Raw genomic sequence first — 21,004 nt, 5'->3', positions numbered from 1 at the left:
TGTGTTTTTGACTCCTGCCGGTTACCCCGTTGACGGCGGCGCGTCCCGTTGCGGCAGTTCAATGATGAATTCCGCGCCGCCGGTTGATTTGTTGCGTGCGCTCAGCTTGCCGCCAAACGCTTCTATGGCGGTCTGGCAGATGGCCAGGCCCAATCCCATGCCGCTGGCTTTGGTGCTGAAGAAGGGCGCGAAGATGCGATCCAGCAATTCCGGCGCGATGCCGGCGCCGTTGTCGCCTATGCTTAGCCGGATCCAGCGGCCGTTCAGGCTAGTGGCGATGCTGAGCCGCCCCCAGGGGGCGACGGTTTCCATGGCGTCCAGCGCGTTGCGCATCAGGTTCAGCACCACTTGTTCCAGTTGTATGTTGTCAGCGTAGACCAAGGGCAGATCATGGCAAATATTCTGCTCAATATGAATATCGTGGGTTTTTAGTTCGTATTCCAGCAGGTTGAGCGCATTGTCCACCACCTGGTTCAGATCCATGGGGGTGAATTGCTGGGTTTTTTTGATCACGAATTCGCGCAGGCGCTGGATGATTTGACCGGCGCGGCTGGCCTGGGTGACGGAGGAATCCAGCGCGCGGCGCAGCATGGCCATGTCCGGCTCTTCGTCTTCCAGCAGGCTGAGGCCGGCCTGGCAGTAGCTCATGATGGCGGACAGCGGTTGGTTGATCTCGTGTGCGATGCCGGAGGCCATCTCGCCCATGGTGTTGATGCGGGCGACGCGGGCCAGCTCCATTTCGTGCTGACGCAGCCGGGTTTCGCTGGCCTCCAGCGCGGCCAGCATGCGGCGGCGGATCGGCGCGGTGTCGCGGAAGGTCAGCACCGCGCCCATCAGCTGGCCGTTGCGGCCGGGTAGCGGGGACACCGAGCCTTCGATCAGCAGTTTTTCGCCGTCGCTGCGCATCAGATAGCAGTTTTGCGCCAGCAGCACGGTTTCGCGGCGTTGGATGGCCTTGTGCACCGGGTCTTCCTCCACCTGGCGCGCAAACTCGTAGTTGAGCCGAACCACTTGATGCAGCTTGCGTTGCGCGGCGTCTTGGGCCTTGAGACCGAGCAGGGTTTCCGCCGCAGGGTTGAGGTAGCGGATGCTCAGGTCGATGTCGATGCTGACCACCGCGTCGCTGATGCCGCTGAGCGCCACCATTGCGTATTCGCGCTCGCGGTGGAGCTTGTCTTGCGCCTGTTCCTGCGCCTGGCGGTTTTGCGCCAGCAGCGCCAGGATGATGAGCAACAGGTAGGCCGGCACCATGGAGAAGACGGCGCTGAGCAGCAGTTCCAGCGGAGCGGTGCGGTCGAAACTGAGCTGGCGGCGCACCGTCAGCTCATACGGCAGGTAGGGGGTGTCCAGGTTTTTGCGGATTTCCAGGGCGGGCAGCAGCCATTGCGCCAGCCAGCCGGGCTGGTCCTGTTGCTGATGGCGGTAGATCAGCGGGTCGTAGCCGCTGGGAGCGCTGTCCTTGCGCTGTAAGACCACGCTGTAGCGCGTCGCCATATTGGGGGTCAGGCTGACCAGCTTGTCCAGCGCCAGCACCTGCACCACCATGCCCGCGGTTTGCTCGCTGCGCACCAGCGGCACCGGCGACGGGGCCTCGGTGTTGTAGATGGCGGAGAAGAAGGCCAGGGCCTGCTTGCCGTTGTTGAGGCGCAGCACCGGGGACACCGCCTCGCCCTGGCCCATCGCGCGGTGGACGGTGGGCGCCAGCACGCTGTCGGCCAGCAGGTCAAGGCCCATTTCGCGCCAATCGTCGGAGGCCAGGCCGGGCTCGGCCATGCTAAGCGGCAGGTAGCGCGGCCGTTTAGCCGCCAGCCGCCAGGCTTGTTGCTGGTCCCAGGCGTTGTCCTGCTGGTGCTGGTAGTCGCGGATGCGGTAGGGCTGGCCTTGCAGCTGGCTGCGCATGCGTTCAAATTCGCGGCGGTAAGCGTGGCTGACCAGCGGCTGGTAACCGATGAAGTAGAGCTGAGGCTGTTCGCGCGCCAGAGACTCCACCAATAGGCGGATGCGCGCTTCGCGCAGGCTGTTTTCCTGGTCGACGATGTCGACCACGCTTTGCTGCAGCATCTCGCTTTCCTGCAGCCGGGTCTGTAGGCCGGAGAGGATCAGGCTGTGCACCTGCTGGTGCTCTTGATGCTGCTGGTTGAGGTCCAGCGCCACCGATTGGCCCAGCAGCAGGGCGAAGGTGAGCAGCCACAACACGGCGCAGGCCAGGCGTCCGCGCGGGGAGGCGGTGCGCAACAGGTCCAGGTGACGGGTGAGGGCGGTGCGGAATGCAGTGATGATGCTGTGCTTGTCTGCCATGGGGAGATTGGGTTCGTCCGGCGCGCAGCCAATCTGGGCATCGCCGCTACTGAGCCGGATTATAGCGGCGATGCCCGGGGTGCGCGAACCCAGCCGGGAGCTGGGTTCGCCCCTGGCAGGGTGTGGCTTATTTCTTTAAGTAAACAGAAAAATATTGCTGAAATTTGGCCAATTTTGGCGCTACGACCATCTGGCAATAGGGTTCGTGGCCATGTTGGTCAAAGTATTGCTGGTGATAGTCTTCGGCCGGATAAAAAGGCGCCGCGGCCTCCAGCCGGGTGACGATGGGAGCAGGGTAGTCGCCGGCCAGGTCCGCCAGCATGCGTTCCGCCGCCTGACGCTGTTCTTCGTCGTGGTAAAACAGCACCGACGCGTATTGCGGGCCGACGTCGTTGCCCTGGCGGTTGAGGGTGGTGGGGTCGTGCAATGCGAAGAAGGCGCGCAGCAGGGTGTCGTAATCGATCTGGGCCGGGTCGTAGCGGATCTGCACCGCTTCCACGTGGCCGCTGCGGCCGCCGCAGACTTCTTTGTAACTGGGGTTGGCGCCGGGGCCGCCGGTATAGCCGGAAATGGCGCTGTGGACGCCGGCCAAGCGGTTGTAGGCGCTTTCGATGCACCAGAAGCAGCCGCCTGCGAAGGTTGCGGTTTTCATGTTTGGCTCCATTGACGGGTGGGATGAGTATGAGTCGTGTCGGGGCGAGGGATCTGTCCCTCGGCGCCGAAAATGTGCCAAGCCAGGCGCACGGTTTCGGTCTGGATCGCCACGGTGTCCTCAATTGGCACCGCGTAGCCGCCGCCCATGACAACGGCGACAGCGGCCTTGGCCTGGCGACAGGCTTCCAGCACCATGCGGTCTCGTGCGGCCAGGCCGTTGAAGCTTAGCGCCAGCTTGCCCAGGCGGTCGCCGGCGTAGGGGTCGGCGCCGGCCAGGTAGAACACCAGGTCCGGGTCCGCGGCGAACAGGCGCGGCAGTTGCTCGGCCAGAATGGCGAGGTAGGTTTCGTCGCCGGCGCCGTCCGGCAGTTCTATGTCCAGGTTGCTGGCTTCGCGGAGGAAGGGAAAGTTGCCGGCGCCGTGCATGGAGAAGGTGAAGATGCGGTCGTCGCCGCGCGTGATGGCGGCGGTGCCGTCGCCCTGGTGCACGTCTAGGTCTATTACCAGCGCGCGCCGAGCCAGGCCTTCGTCCAGCATCAGCCGCGCGGCCACGGCGATGTCGTTGAACACGCAAAATCCGCTGCCCATCGCGCGGCCGGCGTGGTGGGTGCCGCCGGCCAGGTTGACGCCGCAGCCGCGCGCCAGCGCCCAGCGGGCGGCGGCGATGGTGGCGCCTACCGAGCGGCGGCTGCGTTCCAGCAGTTGCGGGCTCCAGGGCAAGCCGATCTCGCGCTGTTCGACGGCGCTGAGCGCGTCGTTGAACACCTTGTCCAGATAGGCGTCGTCGTGGGCCTGCGCCAACTCGTAGCGGCTGGCAGCCGGCGCGGCGTCCATTGCCTCGGCGGCGAACCTCGCCACCGCCTGCGCCAGCAGCGCGTATTTTTGCGCGGGGAAGCGATGGCCGGGCGGCAGCGGCAGCGGAAATTGATCGGTGCGGAAAATGCGCATCGCGGCGCTCAGAAGGCTTTGACCAAGGCGAAACGCGGCAGGGTCTGGCCCTCGTGAGCGACGCTTTCCTCGAACATGCCGGCCGGGCGCGCCCACAGGCCGAACTCGCCGTAAAGCGCGCGGTACATCACCAGCAGTTCACCGGTTTCGGAGTGGGTGGCGGTACCCACTACTTCGTAGAGCGGTCCTTTGTAATGGCGATAAATGCCGGGAGCGATTTTCATGGGGCCTCCTTGGGTTTACGGCAGATGGGCGAGGGCCTCGGCCATCAGTTGGAACAGGCCGTCGGCGTCCACCTCGGTCAGGTAGAGCGCGTTGGGCTCGCGGCCGGATTCGCCGTGCCAGTCCACCACGGTGGCTCCGGTGGTGTAGTGGCCGGCTAGTTCCACTACCACGTTGACGGTGCGGCCGCGGAACAGATCGGGGCGCAGCAGGTAGGCGATCACGCAGGGGTCGTGCACCGGCGCGCCGTCCTGGCCCAGCTTTTGCACGTCGTAGCGCTCCAGAGACGTCAGCAGCGAGGCCGCCAGCGGCCCGCAGCGGTTGGGGAGGTCGCGCAGCAGCGCCACGCGCGCCGGAGTGGTGGTTGCCTGGTGGGTGACATCCAGCGGCAACATGACGATGGGCGCGCCGCTGCGCAACACAATGTCCGCCGCGTGCGGATCGGTATGAATGTTGAACTCCGCCGCTGGAGTCATGTTGCCGCCGGCGAAATAGCCGCCGCCCATCAGCACGATGCGGCCAATGCGCGCGGCGATGTCCGGCGCCCGGCGCAGGGCCAGAGCAATATTGCTCAATGGCCCCACCGGGCAAAGGGTGACGCTGCCCGGAGGTTCGCGGCGCAGCGTGTCGATGATGAAGTCCACCGCATGCTCTGAGCGCACCGGCATCACGGGTTCGTGCAACGGCGCGCCGTCCAGGCCGCTGGCACCATGCACATGTTCGGCGCCCTGGTAGGGCTGGACCAGCGGCCGGTCTGCGCCGGCGTAAACGGGCACGTCGCTGCGTCCGGCCCATTCGCAGACGATGCGGGCGTTGCGGGTGGTTAGTTCCACGCCGACGTTGCCGGCCACCGTGGTCATCCCCAATAGCTCGATGTCAGCGCGCGCGCCCAGCAGGAACAGTATGGCGACCGCATCGTCCAGGCCGGGGTCCGTATCGAAAATGACGCGGTGCTGTTTCATGTCGGCTCCATTGGGCAATGTCATCAAGGGGGCGAAGGATGCCGCAGCGCTTGGCGGCGCGTCAAGGCGCGGCCGGTGCTGACGACGAGGACTCGCTCCATTCATAGACCCGGAATTCGGTATCCAGTTTAAACCCTGATCGTTCATACAGCCGCTGTGCGTTCAGGTTGTCGTGCGCGGTTTGCAGTGTGACGCCGCCGCCCAGCGCGGCGACATGGCGCTGGCAATGTTCCAGTAATAATTGGCCGACGCCGCCTCCGCGAGAGGCCGGCGATACGAACAAGTCGTGCAGCAACCAGTGCGGACGCAAGCCTAGCGAGGAGAAACCAGGATAGAGCAGGGCGAAGCCTTGGACGCCGGCCGCGTCTTCGGCCAGGAAAACCACCGCTTCGCCCTTGCGCAGCCGCTGTTCCAGAAAGGCGGCGCAGGCCTCAGCCGGCTGCGTTGTCCGATAAAAATCGAGATAGGCCAGAAATAAGGGCAGCCATGAGCCGACGGACTCCGCGTCGGCCTGGCGAATAGCGATTTGCATTGAATGCCTTTCCCCGCTTTGCGGTACAATATTCGCCTTTTTTCCGGCGATGTTTGCAATGAAATTGGTTCTTGCCCCGATGGAGGGCCTGGTGGACGAGGCGATGCGCGATGTGCTGACCCGGGTGGGCGGCATTGATCTGTGCGTGACCGAGTTTGTCCGCGTCACCTCGGCGCTGCTGCCCACGCGCACCTTCATGCGGCTGGCGCCGGAGCTGGCGCGCGGCGGCAAGACCCTCGCCGGCGTTACGGTACGAGTGCAGTTGCTGGGTTCGGACCCGGTTTGCCTGGCCGAGAACGCCGCCAAGGCCGCCAGCCTGGGCGCGCCGGGCATAGATCTGAATTTCGGCTGTCCGGCTCCCACTGTCAACCGCCATCGCGGCGGCGCCGTTTTGCTTAACGACCCTGAACTGCTGTTCCAGATCGTGCAGGCGGTGCGCGCGGCGGTGCCAGCCGAAATACCGGTTACCGCCAAGATGCGGCTGGGCTATGAAGACAAAAGCCGGGCGCTGGAGTGCGCGCGGGCGTTGGAGGCCGGCGGCGCGCAGGAACTGGCGGTGCATGGCCGCACCAAGGTGGAGGGCTACCGCCCACCGGCGCACTGGGACTGGATTGCCCGCATCCGCGAGAGCGTGGCGGTGCCTGTGGTGGCCAACGGCGAAGTGTGGACGCTGGACGATTACCGCGCTATCCGCGAGCAAAGCGGCTGCGACACGGTGATGATAGGGCGAGGCCTGGTGGCCTGCCCGGACCTGGCTTTGCGCATCAAGCGCCAGGACGGCGCCGAACCCATGCCCTGGAACGAGATGCAGCCCTGGGTGCTGGACTTGTTTCTGCAGTGCCGCGTCCAGTCCGAGGATGGACGCTACCCGGTGGCGCGCACCAAGCAATGGCTGGGGCAACTGAAGCGAACCTGGCCGGAGGCCGGCGCCTTGTTTGAGCGCATCCGCAGGCTGACCAGGCCGGACGAAATGGAACCTGTACTGCGAGACATGCTTGCTAAGTAAATGTACTCATATCTAAATGCTATGGGAATGTGTAGCATTCAATTGCGCGCTGCACTGGTATAGCAGGGCGCTGTGATTCCGGCGGCTCCCCAGCTCCGGCGATTACACTTCCCCGATACCTTGCAGCCCTCCCTATACGGGAGGGATTTTTTTTATCCGCCGCGATGGACTATCAATGAAAAGCGGCCGGACTGTTGTTTCCTCTTTAGTTCCCTGCCGCAGCGGCGCCGCCATCGGCGGTTTCCCATCAAGACTTCATCGCGGAGGCGGCATGGATACGGCCCCGACGGTTAGCTGGCTGGAAAAGCTGATCCCTCAGGCGTGGCACGACAGCCTGACGTTGTTCGTGGCGCTGACCGCCGCCTGCGCCGCCTTGCTCTATCTACTGCGGCCGGAAACCCGAAAATCGACGCTGCGCTCTTTGCTGGCCGCCGCCATTGCGCTGGTGGTGATCAATCTGGGGCCTCAGGACGGGCAGGCGGTAGCGGAGTGGGTCAAGCAGGTGGCCATCATCGTGCTGGGCCTGGCGCTGATCCGGCTGTGGGCGATGATGCTGATGCGGCTGTTCCTGCCCTTGCTGCGCCTGCATCCGCCGCGCATCCTGGAAGACATTCTGCTGGTGCTGGGCTGCGTGGGCTGGGGGCTGGTACTGCTGCGCCTGGCCGGCCTGGACCTGAGCCACATCGTCACCACCTCGGCGGTGATCACCGGTGTGCTGGCGTTCTCGATGCAGGACACGCTGGGCAATATCCTGGCCGGCCTGTCGCTGCAGCTGGACAATTCGGTGGAGGTGGGCGATTGGATCAAGTCCGGCGAGCTATCCGGCCGGGTGGTGGAAATCAATTGGCGGGCCACGCTGGTGGAAACCCGCAACTGGGAAACCGTGGTGATTCCCAACAGCCAGCTGATGAAGGGGCAGTTCGCCATCCTGGGCAAGCACCAGGGCGCGCCGCTGCAATGGCGGCGCTGGGTGTGGTTCAACATCAATTGGGACACGCTGCCCAACCAGATCATTTCCGTGGTGGAGCGTTCCCTGCGCGAGGCGCAATTGCCCGGCGTGGCGCTGTCGCCGGAGCCCAACTGCATTCTGATGGGCTTCGAAAACGGCTACAGCAAGTACGCGGTGCGTTACTGGCTGACCGATCTCGCCGCCGACGACCTGACTGACTCCGTGGTGCGCACCCATATCGATGCCGCCTTGCGCCGCCACAATCTGAAGATGTCCTCGCCGCACTACAATGTGCTGACCATCAAGGACAATGAAAAGTACATGGAAGCGCGGATGAAGAAGCATCTGGAAGAGCGGGTGCAGGCGCTGCGCAAGGTGGAACTGCTGTCCAGCCTCAACGACGAGGAGTTGGTGGTGCTGGCCGATCAACTCAAGTTCACCCCCTTCGTTACTGGCGACATCATCATGCACCAGGGCGCAGTGGCGCACTGGCTCTACATCATGCTCAACGGGGAGGTGGAAGTGTGGGTGAATCTGCCGGACGGCAGCCGCAAGCTGGTGGACGTGCTGGAGGGCGGCAACTTCTTCGGCGAAATGGGCTTGATGACCGGCGAGGCGCGCAGTGGCACCGTGATCGCGCGTTCCAATGTGGAGTGCCTACGGCTGGACAAGGAGTCCTTCCAGTCCATTCTGAGTTCGCGCAAGGAGTTGGCGGAGGCGATCTCGTCGATTCTGGCCGAACGGCTGGCCGAGCGCACCCGCAAGCTGCCGCAGGATTGGCAGGAAGGTCACGGTTCGCCGCAGCGGGCGGAGCTGGTGGACAAGATCCGCCGTTTCTTCGGCCTGGCCAAGCACTGAGCGGAGGCGGTAGGCGGCCCCAAGGCGGGGCCGCGCGACGGCGCTCAATCCAGCGGGTGGAAGTGCTTGAGGATGCTGGAGAAATCCAGCTTGCCGAAGCCGGCTTGCGCGTGCTCCTCGTACAGATTGCGCGCCAAGGAGCCCAGCGGATTGGCCGCGTGGCTGTGTAGCGCGGTTTCCTCGGCCAGACCCAGGTCTTTCAGCATCAGTTCGGTCATGAAGCCGCCGCTGTAGCCTCTGCTGGCCGGCGCGTTTTCCATCACGCCGGGCCAGGGGTTGTACAGCTCGGTGGCCCAATTGCGGCCGGAGCTCTGACTGATGATGTCGGACAGCACCTTGGGGTCCAGCCCGTTCTTCACGCCCAGCGCCAGCGCCTCGGCGGTGCCGGCCATCAGGATGCCCAGCAGCATATTGTTGCAGATCTTGGCGGTCTGGCCGGCGCCGGCGGCGCCGGCATGGAAGATGTTCTTGCCCATGGCTTGCAGCAAGGGCCGCGCCCGCTCCAGCTCGGCGGCGGCGCCGCCGACGATGAAGGTGAGCGTGCCGGCGGCGGCGCCGGCGGTGCCGCCGGACACCGGCGCGTCCAGCATCTTGAGGCCGGCGGCGTCGGCCGCGGCGGCCACCTTGCGCGCGGTGGCGGCGTCTATGGTGCTGCAGTCCACCACCAGGGTGCCGGCCGGCAGTTGCGCGAACAGGCCGGACTCGCCCAAGTACAAGCCTTCCACGTGGCGGCCGGCCGGGAGCATGGAAATCACCGCGTCGGCGCCGCGAACGGCGTCGGCGGCGGAGGAGGCCGAGCGCGCGCCGGCGGCGGCCAGCTTGGCCAGCGCGTCGGCGGACAGGTCGAACACGTTCAGCTTATAACCGTGTTTCAGCAGATTGGCGGCCATCGGTCCGCCCATATTACCCAGGCCGATGAAGGCGATGGTTTGCATATTCTGTCTCCTCTATTGTTATTGGAGCGAGGCAAGCGGGTGTTCGGCCGCCGTCCACGGGGAATCGAAATGGCTGTCCACCCAGCCCGGCGGAATGTCGGCCAGCTCGCGGCAATGCCATTGCGGCGCGCGGTCCTTGTCCACCAGTAGCGCGCGCACGCCTTCGCGGAAGTCCGGCTTGGCGCAGAAGTTGACCGACAGCGCCAGCTCCATGCGCAGGACCTCGGCCAGCGACAGGTGCTTGGCGCGCTGGAAGATTTCCCAGCAGACGGCGGCGGATGTCGGGCAGCCGTGGCCGAAGCTCTTGGCGGCGGCGGCCAGCCACGGGTCTTCGAAGGCGGTGTCGCGCAGCGAGGCGGCCACCGCGTCCAGGCTGCCGCGGTTCATCAACTGGTGTACCGCCAGCAGGTTGCGGCCGGCGTTGGCTTCCGGCTGCGCCACGCCGCGCTCCATCTCGTTGAGTAAGGCGCTGACCAGGCCGTGGTGGCGTTCCGCCGGCTGTTCCCAGGCCAGTTCGCGCAGCGCCGTCAGCAAGGCTGGTTGGCCGTCGGCCGGCAGCACGTGGTCGGCCAGATTGCACAGCAGCGCGTCGCCGGCGTTCAGCGGCGCGCCGGTCAGGCCGAGGAACAGGCCGAGCTTGGCCGGCATCCGTTGCAGGAACCAGCTGCCGGCCACGTCCGGGTATAGGCCGATGGTGATTTCCGGCATCGCGATGCGGGTGGCCGGGGTGGCCACGCGGTGGCTGGCGCCGGCCATCAGGCCGAGGCCGCCGCCCATCACGATGCCGCCGCCCCAGACGATCAGCGGCTTGCGGTAGCGGTGGATGTGGTAATCGAGCCGATATTCCTCGCTGAAGAAGGCGACGGCGTGCGGGTTGGGATAGACGTCGCCGTCTTCCAGCAGCGCGGCGCGCAGCGAGCGCACGTCGCCGCCGGCGCAGAAGGCTTTGTCGCCGGCGCCGCGCAACAGCACGGCCACCACGGCGTCGTCGTTCTCCCAGGCGTTCAAGCGCGCGTCCAGCAGCCGTATCATCTCCAGCGTCAGCGCGTTCAGCGATTTTTCCGCGTTCAGCGTGGCGATGGCGATGCGCTGGCCGCCGCGGACCGGCAGTTCTTCAAACAGTACCAGGTGGGACATGGCGGATTCGTCCTTGGGTGAAGATCAGGCGTTCTTCCACTGAGGCGCGCGTTTTTCCAGGAAGGCGCGGGTGCCTTCGCCCTGATCCTGCGTGTCGAACAGCTTGATGAAGCCTTCGCGTTCGTGGATCAGATTGTGAGCCGGCGGCTGCAGCCGCGCGCGTTGCACTAGCTGCTTGCACACAGCCACCGACGACGGCGATTGGCGGTCGACTTTTGCCGCCAGCGTGAGCGCGGCGTCCAGCGCCTGACCTTTGGCCACCACTTCTTCCACCAGGCCGATGCGCTGGGCGGTGCGCGCGTCGATGCGCTCGCCGCACAGAATCATGCGTTTGGCCCAGCCTTCGCCGACCAGCCAGGGCAGATTCTGGGTGCCGCCGGCGCAGGGCAGCAGGCCGACGCCGGCTTCAGGCAGCGCCATTTGCGCCTGCTCCTCGGCGATGCGGATGTCGCAGGCCAGCGCGCATTCCAGGCCGCCGCCCATCGCATAGCCGTTGACGGCGGCGATGCTGACGCCGCGGAAGGCGGACAGCGCCTCGAAGGCCTCGCCGAACAGCATGGTCATTTCCGTGGCCACCTTTTTGTCGCCGTCCGCGAATAGATTGAGATCGGCGCCGGCGGAGAAGAATTTTTCTCCCTGGCCGGTGATCACCAGCGCGTAGATGTCGCGGTCGGCGTTCAGGTCCGCCACCAGTCGTTTCAGCGCGCTCAGGCTATCTCGGTTCCAGGTGTTGGCCGGCGGATTGTCTATGGTGACCACGACGGTGTGGCCGCGTTTTTCCACGTTCAGGTGGGCGTAGTTGTTCATGGCGTTTGCCTTTATGGATTCGGTTTTGATTGAGCGAGGCCGGGAAAATCCAGCGAAGCGGCTGAGGCAAGGCGGCGCAAGGCCGCATCTTGGATTTTCCGGTTTCGCTCAGCGCAGCGTTTCCAGCGCGCCGTCTTGCAATAGTTTGCGCGCCACGATCATCCGCATCACTTCATTGGTGCCTTCCAGGATCTGGTGCACGCGCAGATCGCGCACGTGGCGTTCCAGCGGGAAGTCCTTCAGATAGCCGTAGCCGCCGAACAGTTGCAGCGCGTTGTTGGCCACATTGAAACTCAAATCGGTGGCCAGCCGCTTTGCCATGGCGCAATAAGCGCTGGCGTCCGGGCTGGCCTGGTCCAGTTTCCACGCCGCCAGCCGCACCATCTGCCGCGCGGCCACCAGTTCGGTCAGCATGTCCGCCAGCCGGAACTGCACGCTTTGCAGCTCGGCCAGCGGCTGGCCGAATTGCTGGCGCTCCTGCACATAGCGCTGGGCGGCGGCCAGCGCGGCTTGAGCGGTGCCCACCGCGCAGGTGGCGATGTTGATGCGGCCGCCGTCCAGTCCCTTCATCGCGAAAGCGAAGCCTTGGCCTTCCTCGCCCAGCCGGTTGGATGCGGGGATTTCCACATTGTCGAAGGTGATGGCGCGGGTGGGCTGGCTGTTCCAGCCCATTTTTTTCTCTTTCTTGCCGTATTGCACCCCGGCCGCGTCCGCCGGCACCACGAAGGCGGACACGCCTTTGGGTCCGGGGCCGCCGGTGCGCGCCATCACCACCAGCACCTGGGTGCTGCCGGCGCCGGAGATGAACATCTTGGAGCCGTTGAGCACGTAATGGTCGCCCTTGCGCTCGGCGCGGGTCTTCAGCGAGGCGGCGTCGGAGCCGGCACCGGGCTCGGTCAGACAGTAGCTGCCCAGCAGTTCGCCGCTGACCATGCGCGGCACCCAGCGCTGAGCCAGCTCCGGGCTGCCGAAGCTGGCTATCATCCAGGCCACCATATTGTGGATGGTCAGATAGGCGGCGGTGGAAGTGCAGCCGGCGGCCAGCTCTTCAAAGATGATGGCGGAGTCCAGCCGCGGCAGGCCCAGACCGCCGTAGGCTTCGGGGGTGTACAGGCCGAGAAAGCCCATCTCGCCGCTGCGGCGGATCACCTCCAGCGGAAAGATTTCCTCTTCGTCCCATTCGGCGGCGCGCGGCGCGAGTTCGCTGGCGGCGAAGTCGCGGGCGCTGTCCTGAAAAGCGATCTGTTCTTCAGTCAGTGCGAAATCCATGGCGGGCTCCCTGTCAGCGCAGCGAAATGGTGGTGTTGACCTTGCCGCCGCTGGCGGCGTCGTCGAACCAGCGGCTGGTGACGGTTTTGGTCTGGGTGTAGAACAGCACGACTTGCTTGCCGTAAGGGCCGAGGTCGCCCAGCTTGGAGCCGCGCGAACCGGTGAAGCTGAACAGCGGCACCGGAACGGGGATGGGCACGTTGATGCCCACCTGGCCGACGTCGATCTCCTCCTGGAATTTGCGCGCCGCCGCGCCGCTCTGAGTGAACACCGCGGTGCCGTTGCCGTTGGGGTTGGCGTTGACGATGGCGATGGCGTCGTCCAGCGAGTCCGCCGCCATCAGGCACAGCACCGGGCCGAAGATTTCCTGGTGGTAGATGCTCATTTCCGGTTTGACGCCGGAGAAGATGGTGGGGCCGACGAAGTTGCCGCGCTCGTAGCCGGCCACCTGGATATCGCGGCCGTCCAGCTCCAGACGCGCGCCTTCTTCCACGCCGCGGGCGATCAGGCCGGCCACGCGCTCGCGGGCGGCGCAGGAGATCAGCGGGCCCAGGTCCGGGTTGTCCTTACCGGCGCCCACTCTCAGGCCGCGCGCCTTGGCCACCAGTTCCGGAATCCACTGTTGGGCCTCGCCCACCAGCACCGCCACCGACAGCGCCATGCAGCGCTGGCCGGCGGCGCCGAAAGCGGCCCCGGCCAACTGGTTCAGCGCCTGTTCCTTATTGGCGTCCGGCAACACGATGGCGTGGTTCTTGGCGCCCATCATGCATTGGGTGCGCTTGCCGTTGAGGCTGGCGCGATGGTGCACATGGGTGCCCACCTTGGTGGAGCCGACGAAGGACACCGCCTTGATGTCGCGGTGGTCGCACAGGGCGTTGACCACATGTTCGCCGCCGTGCACCACATTTAGCACGCCGGGCGGGATGCCGGCTTCCAGCGCCAGCTCCACCAGGCGCATGGTCACCATCGGGTCTTGTTCCGAGGGTTTGAGCACAAAGGTGTTGCCGGTGGCGATGGCCATCGGGAACATCCACAACGGAATCATCGCCGGGAAGTTGAACGGGGTGATGCCTGCGCAGACGCCCAGCGGTTGCAGCACGGTGTAGGTGTCCACGCCGCCGGCGACGTTCTCCGCGTATTCGCCCAGTTGCAGATTGCCGATGGAGGACGCGTGCTCCACCACTTCCAGGCCGCGGAAGATGTCGCCCTCGGCGTCGGCCAGGGTCTTGCCTTGCTCGGCGGTCAGCAGCGCCGCCAGTTCCTTCATGTGCTCGCGGATCAACTGTTGATACTTCAGGAAAATGCGCGCGCGCGCGCCGATGGCGGTTTTCTTCCAACTGGCGAAGGCCGTCTTGGCGGCGCTGACGGCGGCGTCGACTTCGTCTTGGGTGGCCATCGGCACCCGCGCCAGTACCTCTTGGGTGGCCGGGTTGACGACGTTCCGCCATTCGGCGCTATGGGATTCGACGAATTCGCCGCCTATCAGCAATTTGATGGTGGGGACTGCCTGGGTCATGGTGCTGCCTCCGTCTAATCTTGATGAAAGCCCGTTGCCGGCGGCGCCGGCTCAGGCGTAGCTGTAAAAACCCTTGCCGCTCTTGCGGCCGAGGTGGCCGGCCTGCACCAGCTGGGCCAGCAGCGGGCAGGCGCGGTATTTGCTGTCGCGGAATTCGGTGTAGAGGATGTCCATGATGGACAAGCAGGTATCCAGGCCGATCAGGTCCGCCAGCGCCAGCGGGCCGATGGGGTGGTTCATGCCCAACTTCATCACGGTATCGATGTCCTCGGCGCTGGCCAGGTTTTCGTATAGCGTGAAAGCAGCCTCGTTGATCATTGGCATCAGCACCCGGTTGGAGACGAAGCCGGCGGCGTCCTTGACCGTAACCGGGGTTTTGCCCAAGGCCTGGCTCAATTCATAGACCAGCCGGTAAGCGGCGTCGCTGGTTTGCAGCGCGCGGATGATCTCCACCAGCTGCATCACCGGCACCGGGTTCATGAAGTGCATGCCCACCACGCGTTCCGGCTGGCTGACCCAGCTGGCGATGCGGGTTAGCGAAATCGACGAGGTGTTGGACGCCAGCACCGCGTCCGGGCGCACCACGGCAGCCAGTTGGCGGAAGATGCTTTCCTTGACGGCGGCGTTCTCGGTGGCGGCTTCCACCACCAGATCGCGGTCGGCCAGGTCGGCCAGGCGGGTGGTGGTCTGGATGCGGGCGAGAATGGCGGGGACATCGGCTTCGGCCAACTGGCCTTTCTTCACCAGCCGCGCCAGGCTGGAGGCGACGGCGGCCAGGCCCTTGTCCAGGGCGGCCTGGCTGACGTCGGCCAGGCGCACGTCGTAACCGTGGGCGGCGAAGACCTGGGCGATGCCGTTGCCCATGGTGCCGGCGCCCACCACTGCGATTTTGGCTTGCATGTTGTTTCCTCGACTATTTGCTCTATGCTGTATTCAAGATAGCTTGACGTTTACGTTAACGTCAATCAACAATGACAAGCGCAACGGCGAATGTTGCGCGAATGGTCCGGCGGCGCCGGGGAGGGCGGGAGAGGGAGATGGCGGAGCAGACTTATAGCATTACCGAGTTGGCGCAGGAGTTCGACGTGACCACGCGCACCATCCGCTTTTACGAAGACCAGCAACTGCTGGAGCCGTTGCGGGCGGGGCAGCGCCGCATCTACAGCCGGCGCGACCGGGTGCGGCTGATGCTGATCCTGCGCGGCAAGCGCATCGGCTTGTCCTTGCAGGAAATCCGCGAGCTCTTCGCGCTGTACGACGCGGCCAGCGACGACGCGCCTCAGCTGCACGAATTCATCCGCATCCTGCAGCGCAAGGAACAGCAGTTGCTGGAGCAGATGGAAGACATCAAGGTGGTATTGAGCGAAATTTCCCAATTACGGCATCAGTGCGAGAAAACGCTGGACAGGCGCGGCGCGGATGCCCGGCAATCGACATGAGGAGTAAGCAATGCAACAGCAAGACATCGTGATCGTGGGCATGGCGCGCACCGCCATGGGCGGCTTCCAGGGCGCTTTGGCGGCCAAGACGGCGGCGGAGCTGGGCGCGGCGGCGATCCAGGCCGCGGTGGAGCGCGCGGGCGTGCCTGCGGCGGACATCAACGAAGCCATCGTCGGCTGCGTGCTGCCGGCCGGCCAGGGCCAGGCGCCGGCGCGCCAGGCGGCGTTGGGCGCCGGCCTGCCGCTGGCGGTGAACTGTACCACGGTCAACAAGATGTGCGGCTCCGGCATGAAGGCGACGATGCTGGCCCATGATCTCTTGCGCGCCGGCAGCGCGCGGGTGATGGTGGCCGGCGGTATGGAAAGCATGAGCAACGCGCCCTATCTGATGACCAAGGCGCGGGCCGGCTTGCGGCTGGGCCATGGCGAAATCAAGGACCATATGTTCCTGGACGGCCTGGAGGACGCTTACGACAAGGGCAAGCTGATGGGGGTGTTCGCCGAATGGTGCGCGGAGAAGTACGGCTTCAGCCGCGAGGCCCAGGACGCCTTCGCCATCGCCTCGTTGAACCGTGCCCAGGCGGCGATCCGCGACGGCCTGTTCCGCGACGAGATCGCGCCGGTGACGGTTAGCGGCCGCGGGGGAGAGCAGGTGGTGGACACCGACGAGCAGCCCTTGAAGGCCAATGTCGACAAGATTCCGACGCTGAAGCCGGCGTTCAAGAAGGACGGCACGGTGACGCCGGCCAACGCCAGCTCCATTTCCGACGGCGCCGCCGCGCTGGTGTTGATGACGGCGGAGGAGGCGGCGAGCCGCGGCCTGCGGCCGCTGGCCCGCATCGTTGGCCACGCCACCCACGCTCAGGAGCCGGGCTGGTTCACCACCGCGCCGGTGGAGGCGATCCGCAAGCTGCTGGCCCAGGCTGGCTGGAGCGTCGGCGATGTGGATCTCTACGAGATCAACGAAGCCTTCGCCGTGGTGACGATGGCGGCGATGCACGACCTGGGCCTGCCGCACGACAAGGTCAACGTGCATGGCGGCGCTTGCGCGCTGGGCCATCCCATCGGCGCCTCCGGCGCGCGCATCATCATCACCCTGCTGTCGGCGCTGCGTCAGCGCGGCGGCAAGCGCGGTGTGGCCAGCTTGTGCATAGGCGGCGGCGAGGCGACGGCGATGGCGCTGGAGTTGCTGTAAAGGCTTTCCCGGCGACGGATCCTGGCTGGGTCTAGCTTTCGGCCCACCAACCGGGCCGGCCGCCGCGCAGCACGCCGCGCACCGGCTTGCGACGGGCGATCAGCTCGGCCGAGCAACAGGCGTCCACCAGCGTCAGATCGGCGGCGTCGCCGACTTGCGGCCACACGCGGCGGCCGGCGTCGTCCAGCGGCGTCAGGCCGCGGCTGATGTGGCGCAAGGCGCGGCTCAGCGCGTATTCGTTGTTCCAGCCGTGGCGCTCGCCCAGACGGCTGGCGCGCTCGACGATGCTGCCGCTGTTGTACGGCGTCCAGTGGTCGTTGATGTTGTCGTTGCCCAGGCTCAGCGGGATGCCGTGCGCGGCCAGGACTTGCGGCGGAGGCATGGGCACGTCGATGGGTGCCGCCGACACGATGGCGATGCCGCTGGCGGCCAGTGCCGCGCACACCTGGTCCAGCCGGGCCGGCTCCAGTTCTCCCAGGCAGTAGGCGTGGCTGACGCAGACCTGGCCGGCCAGGCCGGCGGATTCGCTCAGCCGCGCCAGCCGCTCCAGTGTGTAGGCGCCCAGCTCGCCGCGGTCGTGCAGGTGCAGGTCCACCGGCGCGCCGTGCTTGACCGCCAGCTCCAGCGTGGCGTTGAGGGAGCGCTCGATGTCGCCGTCCACGCTGGCCGGATCCACTCCGCCAACCACGTCGAAGCCGGCGGCCAGCGCCTGGTCCATCAGTTTGATTGTGTCGCCGGCCAGCAGGCCGTGTTGCGGGAAGGCGACCAGTTCGTAATCCAGCCAATGCCGGCGGCTGTCCAGCGCCAGGCGAACTTGCTCCATGGTGGCGAGGCCGGCCACCGGGTCCACATTACAGTGCACGCGGGCGAAGGCGACGCCACTGGCTGCAATCAGGTCCAGCAGCGCTTCGGCGCGGCGCCGGGTGTCCGGCAGGAAATCGAGCAGAAAGCCCTGTTCCTCGCGGATGCGCTCAGCCACGCTGATGAAGGAGGTCGCGGCGCGCCAGGGGCCGCCGTAATGACCTTTGTCCAGGTGGATGTGCATGTCGGCGAAGGCCGGCAGCGCCAGCCAGCCGCATGCGTCGCGTCGCGGCCGGCCGTCGTCAGGAGGGAAGTCGAAGCGCATTTCGGCGATGCGGCCGTCGGCGATCAGCAGATGGGCGCGGCGGGCGGCGGTGGAGACGACTTGGCCGGCGGCGTCGCGTTCGAAGCCGTTTTCCAGCAATAGAGGGCCAAGCCAGTAAGCGGGGGGAGTCGTCATGCGTGGTGTCCTTGCGGCGAAAGAGGCGGTGTCGCGCAGTGGAAACGCGACATTGGATTTTTTATCGCTAAGCACAGAAGCGATCGCACTTTATTACGTTCGAATAATTGCGTTAGCATGGTTCGACAACCCAACCATAAGAGAATTCTGCGATGAAGCTTACCTTGATCTCGCTGGCCTTTGTTGCCGCCAGCCTGGCGCTGCCGGCAGAAGCCGCCTCCGCCCCTGCGGACGGCCACGCGCTGCCGCCTGGCATTGCCTGGCTGCAAGGCGATGTGCCGGCGGCCTTCGCCAAGGCCAAATCGGAAAACAAGCCGTTGTTCCTGTACTGGGGCGCGGTATGGTGCCCGCCGTGCAACCAGGTCAAGGCCACCATTTTCAACCGCCAGGATTTCATCGCCCGCACCCGCCAGTTCGTGCCGGTTTACCTGGACGGCGACAGCCCGGACGCGCAAAAGCTGGGCAGCGAGTTCAAGGTGCGCGGCTATCCAACCATGATTCTGTTCCGCCCGGACGGCGCGGAGATCACCCGCCTGCCGGGCGAGGTGGACCCGGAGCGTTATCTGCGCACGCTGGAACTGGGCCTGGCGGCGGCGCGGCCGGTGAAAGTCTTGCTGCAGTCTGCCCTGGCCGGCGATGCGTTGGCGGATGGGGACTGGCAATTGCTGGCGGACTATTCCTGGGACACGGATCAGGCGCAGATCGTGCCGGAGAAACAAGTGGCGGCGACTTTGGCTCGGCTGGCGGACAAGGCTCCGGCCCAGCCGACGGCCACTGCTTTACGGTTGAAGTTGAAAGCGCTGGCCGCCGCGGCCAGCGAGGAGACACCGGTGACGGACCGCGCGCAAGGGCTGGCAATCGCGCGCGCAGCCTTGGCTCAGCCGCGCGTCAACGCCGACATCTTGATCAACAGCGCCGCCGACATCGTCAAGGCCTTGAGCGCGGAGGGGCCTGAGCGCTTGGCGCTGGCGGCGCAATGGGACGCCGCTTTGGACAAACTGGCCGTGGACGCGGGCTTGTCCACCGCGGATCGCCTGGGCGCATTGTCGTCGCGGTTGGCGTTGGCTCGCTTGGACCAGCCCAAGGGCGAATTGCCGCGCGCCTTGCGCGAGGAGGTCAAACAGCGAGTGGCGGCGGCGGACAAAGCCACCGGAAATCCCTATGAACGCCAAGCGGTCATCACCGCAGGCGCAGATCTGTTGACGCAAGCGAGCTGGCTGGACGAATCCGACGCGCTGCTCAAGGCGGAGCTGGGCCGTTCGCACGCGCCTTATTACCATATGCTGATCCTGGCTTCCAATGCTAAGCAGCGAGGCGACAAGGCCGGGGCGCTGGACTGGTACCGTCAGGCCTACGAAGCCGCCAACGGCCCGGCTACGCGTCTGCAATGGGGCGTCAGCTATTTGAGCGGGGCGATTGAATTGGCGCCTGGGGACGAGAAGCGGATCGAGAGCACTGCCAGCGCGATCTTCAAGGAAGCGGGCAGCACGCCCAGCGCCTTCTACGAACGCAACCGGCGCTCGCTGGAAAAGGCCGTAAACCGGCTCAAGGCCTGGGGCCGGCAGCAACAGCAGGAGGCGGCGCTGGCGCGCTTGGCCGGGCAATTGGAGGAGGTGTGCGGCAAGCTGCCGGTCGGCGATCCTCAAAAGCCGGTGTGCGAGGGACTGGCTCAGTCCGCCCGGTCTTGAATCAAGCCGCGGCGGCCGGCAGCGCAGACAGCATCACTTTGTCGCGGCCGTGGTGCTTGGCTTGATACAGCATGGCGTCGGCCTCGCAGAACAGGCTTTCCAGCGAGGCGTGGCTGCTGTTCAGACAGGCCACGCCCAAGCTGGCGGTAAAACGCAGCCGAGAGCCGGCGTCCGGCAGCGGCAGTTCAATGCGGGCTATGGCGGCGCGCAGCCGCTCCGCCACATGGCCCGCCTGCTCTCTGCCGGTATCCGGCAGCAGAATGCAGAACTCCTCGCCGCCGTGGCGGCCTATCAGATCCGTTTGACGCGCTTGGCGTCGCAGGCAGTCGGCCAGCGCGGTCAGCGCCTGATCGCCAGCCAGGTGGCCGTGACGGTCGTTGATGCTTTTGAAATGGTCTAGATCCAGCACGATCAACGACAGGGCACGCCGCTCGCGCTGGGCCAGACGGAACGCGGCCACCGCCTCTTCATCGAAGCTGCGCCGGTTCAGCAAGCGGGTCAGGCTGTCGCTGCGTGATTGCTGCAACAACTGATCCATCGCCCGCTCGTACACCAGATAGAGCTGGCACACCACCACGCCATAGCCGGACCACTGTGTCATCAGCAGCAGCAGGTTCTGACGCTGGCCGGCGACTTCGATGTCCGGCTGCATGGCGGACAGCGCCAGCGCCAGCCGCGTCAGCTCCAGCAGCAGGGTCAGCACCGCAAGCGCCGAGGCCAGCGATTTGCCGGCGCGCGGAGAATCCTGTTCCGCTTGCCACAGCCGCCAGGCGATCAAGCCCCATAGCAGACAGGCGCCCAGCGAGAAGATGGCGTGGCGGGCCAGTGCCGAATGCGCGAGGCCGTCGTGGATGAACAGCAGCAAAGGAATGAAGACCAGAGCCAGGCCCAAGGGCAGGCTGTAGTGGCTGGAGTGCTTGTAAAAACGCTCAATGCTGATCAGAACGTGCAGCGCCGCCAACTGGATCAGCAGCTTGGCGCTGATGGAAATCAAGGCGGGATCCAGGTCCAGCGGGGCAAGATAGAGCAGTCCGGCCGCCGCGTCCAGCAACCCGCCGATGGCGAGCGCCAGCACCGCGGGTTGGCGCTGGCTGCGCTGCCAGAACAGGAAAGTGACCAGGGAGATGACCAGGCTGTAGCCGGCGGTGCAAGCCAGTGTTGTCCGAGGGTCGAGAAAAAATGACATCGTGTTCTATGGGCAAAGAGCGTCCGGCAGGGTATCGGCCAGGCAAGCGCACGACAATAGCAGTCTATTGATATTCATACAATTTCACTCTGAAATAAAACGCCGCCCCATGCCAAGGGGTGCGGCGGGTGCGCTACAATTA

19 protein-coding genes are annotated in these 21,004 nt (G+C 65.6%); 5 read left to right on the top strand and 14 right to left on the bottom strand.

All coding sequences use genetic code 11. The annotated features are described in order from the left end of the window. Window positions 1-21 precede the first annotated feature (21 nt). From MOV80_RS16585 to MOV80_RS16560, 6 genes are all read right to left on the bottom strand, one after another. Window positions 22-2,298, bottom strand: a complete 2,277-nt coding sequence (locus MOV80_RS16585; RefSeq protein ID WP_118267456.1) for an ATP-binding protein — start codon at window positions 2,296-2,298, stop codon at window positions 22-24. A gap of 127 nt (window positions 2,299-2,425) precedes the next feature. Next, complete coding sequence (msrA, locus tag MOV80_RS16580) at window positions 2,426-2,950, bottom strand: peptide-methionine (S)-S-oxide reductase MsrA (RefSeq protein ID WP_118267458.1); 525 nt, start codon at window positions 2,948-2,950, stop codon at window positions 2,426-2,428. Further along, window positions 2,947-3,900, bottom strand: a complete 954-nt coding sequence (locus MOV80_RS16575; protein WP_249605324.1) for a histone deacetylase — start codon at window positions 3,898-3,900, stop codon at window positions 2,947-2,949. The genes msrA and MOV80_RS16575 overlap by 4 nt, the downstream gene beginning before the upstream one ends. Window positions 3,901-3,908: 8 nt before the next feature. Next, window positions 3,909-4,124, bottom strand: coding sequence for a DUF1653 domain-containing protein (locus MOV80_RS16570; protein ID WP_019103050.1), 216 nt, complete (start codon window positions 4,122-4,124; stop codon window positions 3,909-3,911). 15 nt (window positions 4,125-4,139) lie between these two features. Beyond that, complete coding sequence (locus MOV80_RS16565) at window positions 4,140-5,084, bottom strand: nucleoside hydrolase (protein WP_107732241.1); 945 nt, start codon at window positions 5,082-5,084, stop codon at window positions 4,140-4,142. A 61-nt stretch (window positions 5,085-5,145) separates the two neighbouring features. Beyond that, entirely contained in the window at window positions 5,146-5,616 is a 471-nt protein-coding gene (locus MOV80_RS16560) for a GNAT family N-acetyltransferase (protein ID WP_107732242.1), read from the bottom strand. Between the two features lie 58 nt (window positions 5,617-5,674). On the opposite strand from MOV80_RS16560, the gene MOV80_RS16555 reads away from it, so the two are divergent. After that, window positions 5,675-6,622, top strand: coding sequence for a tRNA-dihydrouridine synthase (locus MOV80_RS16555; protein WP_081574072.1), 948 nt, complete (start codon window positions 5,675-5,677; stop codon window positions 6,620-6,622). A gap of 271 nt (window positions 6,623-6,893) precedes the next feature. Next, entirely contained in the window at window positions 6,894-8,429 is a 1,536-nt protein-coding gene (locus tag MOV80_RS16550; protein ID WP_043593571.1) for a mechanosensitive ion channel family protein, read from the top strand. Window positions 8,430-8,473: 44 nt separating this feature from the next. On the opposite strand, the gene mmsB is transcribed toward MOV80_RS16550, so the two are convergent. The 6 genes from mmsB to MOV80_RS16520 all read right to left on the bottom strand — a co-directional run bounded on the left by mmsB (window position 8,474) and on the right by MOV80_RS16520 (window position 14,993). Then, entirely contained in the window at window positions 8,474-9,364 is an 891-nt protein-coding gene (gene mmsB / locus MOV80_RS16545) for a 3-hydroxyisobutyrate dehydrogenase (protein WP_043593573.1), read from the bottom strand. A gap of 18 nt (window positions 9,365-9,382) precedes the next feature. Then, a complete protein-coding gene (locus tag MOV80_RS16540) occupies window positions 9,383-10,501 on the bottom strand; it encodes an enoyl-CoA hydratase/isomerase family protein (protein ID WP_043593576.1) in 1,119 nt (372 codons plus the stop codon). Window positions 10,502-10,525: 24 nt separating this feature from the next. Continuing rightward, entirely contained in the window at window positions 10,526-11,308 is a 783-nt protein-coding gene (locus tag MOV80_RS16535; protein WP_118267461.1) for an enoyl-CoA hydratase, read from the bottom strand. A gap of 108 nt (window positions 11,309-11,416) precedes the next feature. Continuing rightward, on the bottom strand, window positions 11,417-12,577 hold the full coding sequence (locus MOV80_RS16530; protein WP_019101372.1) for an acyl-CoA dehydrogenase family protein: 1,161 nt from the start codon (window positions 12,575-12,577) through the stop codon (window positions 11,417-11,419). A gap of 13 nt (window positions 12,578-12,590) precedes the next feature. Next, the gene (locus tag MOV80_RS16525; protein WP_019101373.1) at window positions 12,591-14,093 is read right to left on the bottom strand and encodes a CoA-acylating methylmalonate-semialdehyde dehydrogenase; all 1,503 of its coding nucleotides are present in this window, start codon (window positions 14,091-14,093) and stop codon (window positions 12,591-12,593) included. A gap of 51 nt (window positions 14,094-14,144) precedes the next feature. Next, window positions 14,145-14,993 (bottom strand): 3-hydroxybutyryl-CoA dehydrogenase, encoded by an 849-nt coding sequence (locus tag MOV80_RS16520; protein ID WP_118267464.1) that lies wholly within the window; start codon window positions 14,991-14,993, stop codon window positions 14,145-14,147. Between the two features lie 137 nt (window positions 14,994-15,130). Here MOV80_RS16520 and MOV80_RS16515 point away from each other — a divergent pair, with 137 nt between their 5' ends. Beyond that, window positions 15,131-15,532, top strand: coding sequence for a MerR family DNA-binding transcriptional regulator (locus MOV80_RS16515; RefSeq protein ID WP_043593585.1), 402 nt, complete (start codon window positions 15,131-15,133; stop codon window positions 15,530-15,532). Window positions 15,533-15,542: 10 nt separating this feature from the next. Further along, entirely contained in the window at window positions 15,543-16,727 is a 1,185-nt protein-coding gene (locus MOV80_RS16510; protein ID WP_118267466.1) for an acetyl-CoA C-acyltransferase, read from the top strand. Window positions 16,728-16,758: 31 nt separating this feature from the next. Here MOV80_RS16510 and MOV80_RS16505 read toward each other — a convergent pair whose 3' ends face one another. Further along, window positions 16,759-17,988: an amidohydrolase family protein gene (locus MOV80_RS16505; protein WP_249605323.1), complete on the bottom strand. Its 1,230-nt coding sequence runs from the start codon at window positions 17,986-17,988 to the stop codon at window positions 16,759-16,761. Window positions 17,989-18,140: 152 nt separating this feature from the next. Here MOV80_RS16505 and MOV80_RS16500 point away from each other — a divergent pair, with 152 nt between their 5' ends. Next, entirely contained in the window at window positions 18,141-19,676 is a 1,536-nt protein-coding gene (locus MOV80_RS16500; protein WP_043593593.1) for a thioredoxin family protein, read from the top strand. Between the two features lies 1 nt (window position 19,677). On the opposite strand, the gene MOV80_RS16495 is transcribed toward MOV80_RS16500, so the two are convergent. Beyond that, the gene (locus MOV80_RS16495; RefSeq protein ID WP_052052233.1) at window positions 19,678-20,862 is read right to left on the bottom strand and encodes a GGDEF domain-containing protein; all 1,185 of its coding nucleotides are present in this window, start codon (window positions 20,860-20,862) and stop codon (window positions 19,678-19,680) included. Window positions 20,863-21,004: the final 142 nt, after the last annotated feature.

The sequence above is a fragment of the Chromobacterium sp. IRSSSOUMB001 genome (genome assembly GCF_023507765.1).
Lineage (GTDB): Bacteria > Pseudomonadota > Gammaproteobacteria > Burkholderiales > Chromobacteriaceae > Chromobacterium > Chromobacterium haemolyticum.
This window is presented reverse-complemented; position numbering and strand designations above follow the sequence as displayed.

Bases quoted from the DNA above. Each gene is read 5' to 3' on its own strand.
- MOV80_RS16585 (WP_118267456.1), bottom strand. From the start codon at position 2,298: ATGGCAGACAAGCACAGCATCATCACTGCATTCCGCACCGCCCTCACC.
- msrA (WP_118267458.1), bottom strand. From the start codon at position 2,950: ATGAAAACCGCAACCTTCGCAGGCGGCTGCTTCTGGTGCATCGAAAGC.
- MOV80_RS16575 (WP_249605324.1), bottom strand. From the start codon at position 3,900: ATGCGCATTTTCCGCACCGATCAATTTCCGCTGCCGCTGCCGCCCGGC.
- MOV80_RS16570 (WP_019103050.1), bottom strand. From the start codon at position 4,124: ATGAAAATCGCTCCCGGCATTTATCGCCATTACAAAGGACCGCTCTAC.
- MOV80_RS16565 (WP_107732241.1), bottom strand. From the start codon at position 5,084: ATGAAACAGCACCGCGTCATTTTCGATACGGACCCCGGCCTGGACGAT.
- MOV80_RS16560 (WP_107732242.1), bottom strand. From the start codon at position 5,616: ATGCAAATCGCTATTCGCCAGGCCGACGCGGAGTCCGTCGGCTCATGG.
- MOV80_RS16555 (WP_081574072.1), top strand. From the start codon at position 5,675: ATGAAATTGGTTCTTGCCCCGATGGAGGGCCTGGTGGACGAGGCGATG.
- MOV80_RS16550 (WP_043593571.1), top strand. From the start codon at position 6,894: ATGGATACGGCCCCGACGGTTAGCTGGCTGGAAAAGCTGATCCCTCAG.
- mmsB (WP_043593573.1), bottom strand. From the start codon at position 9,364: ATGCAAACCATCGCCTTCATCGGCCTGGGTAATATGGGCGGACCGATG.
- MOV80_RS16540 (WP_043593576.1), bottom strand. From the start codon at position 10,501: ATGTCCCACCTGGTACTGTTTGAAGAACTGCCGGTCCGCGGCGGCCAG.
- MOV80_RS16535 (WP_118267461.1), bottom strand. From the start codon at position 11,308: ATGAACAACTACGCCCACCTGAACGTGGAAAAACGCGGCCACACCGTC.
- MOV80_RS16530 (WP_019101372.1), bottom strand. From the start codon at position 12,577: ATGGATTTCGCACTGACTGAAGAACAGATCGCTTTTCAGGACAGCGCC.
- MOV80_RS16525 (WP_019101373.1), bottom strand. From the start codon at position 14,093: ATGACCCAGGCAGTCCCCACCATCAAATTGCTGATAGGCGGCGAATTC.
- MOV80_RS16520 (WP_118267464.1), bottom strand. From the start codon at position 14,993: ATGCAAGCCAAAATCGCAGTGGTGGGCGCCGGCACCATGGGCAACGGC.
- MOV80_RS16515 (WP_043593585.1), top strand. From the start codon at position 15,131: ATGGCGGAGCAGACTTATAGCATTACCGAGTTGGCGCAGGAGTTCGAC.
- MOV80_RS16510 (WP_118267466.1), top strand. From the start codon at position 15,543: ATGCAACAGCAAGACATCGTGATCGTGGGCATGGCGCGCACCGCCATG.
- MOV80_RS16505 (WP_249605323.1), bottom strand. From the start codon at position 17,988: ATGACGACTCCCCCCGCTTACTGGCTTGGCCCTCTATTGCTGGAAAAC.
- MOV80_RS16500 (WP_043593593.1), top strand. From the start codon at position 18,141: ATGAAGCTTACCTTGATCTCGCTGGCCTTTGTTGCCGCCAGCCTGGCG.
- MOV80_RS16495 (WP_052052233.1), bottom strand. From the start codon at position 20,862: ATGTCATTTTTTCTCGACCCTCGGACAACACTGGCTTGCACCGCCGGC.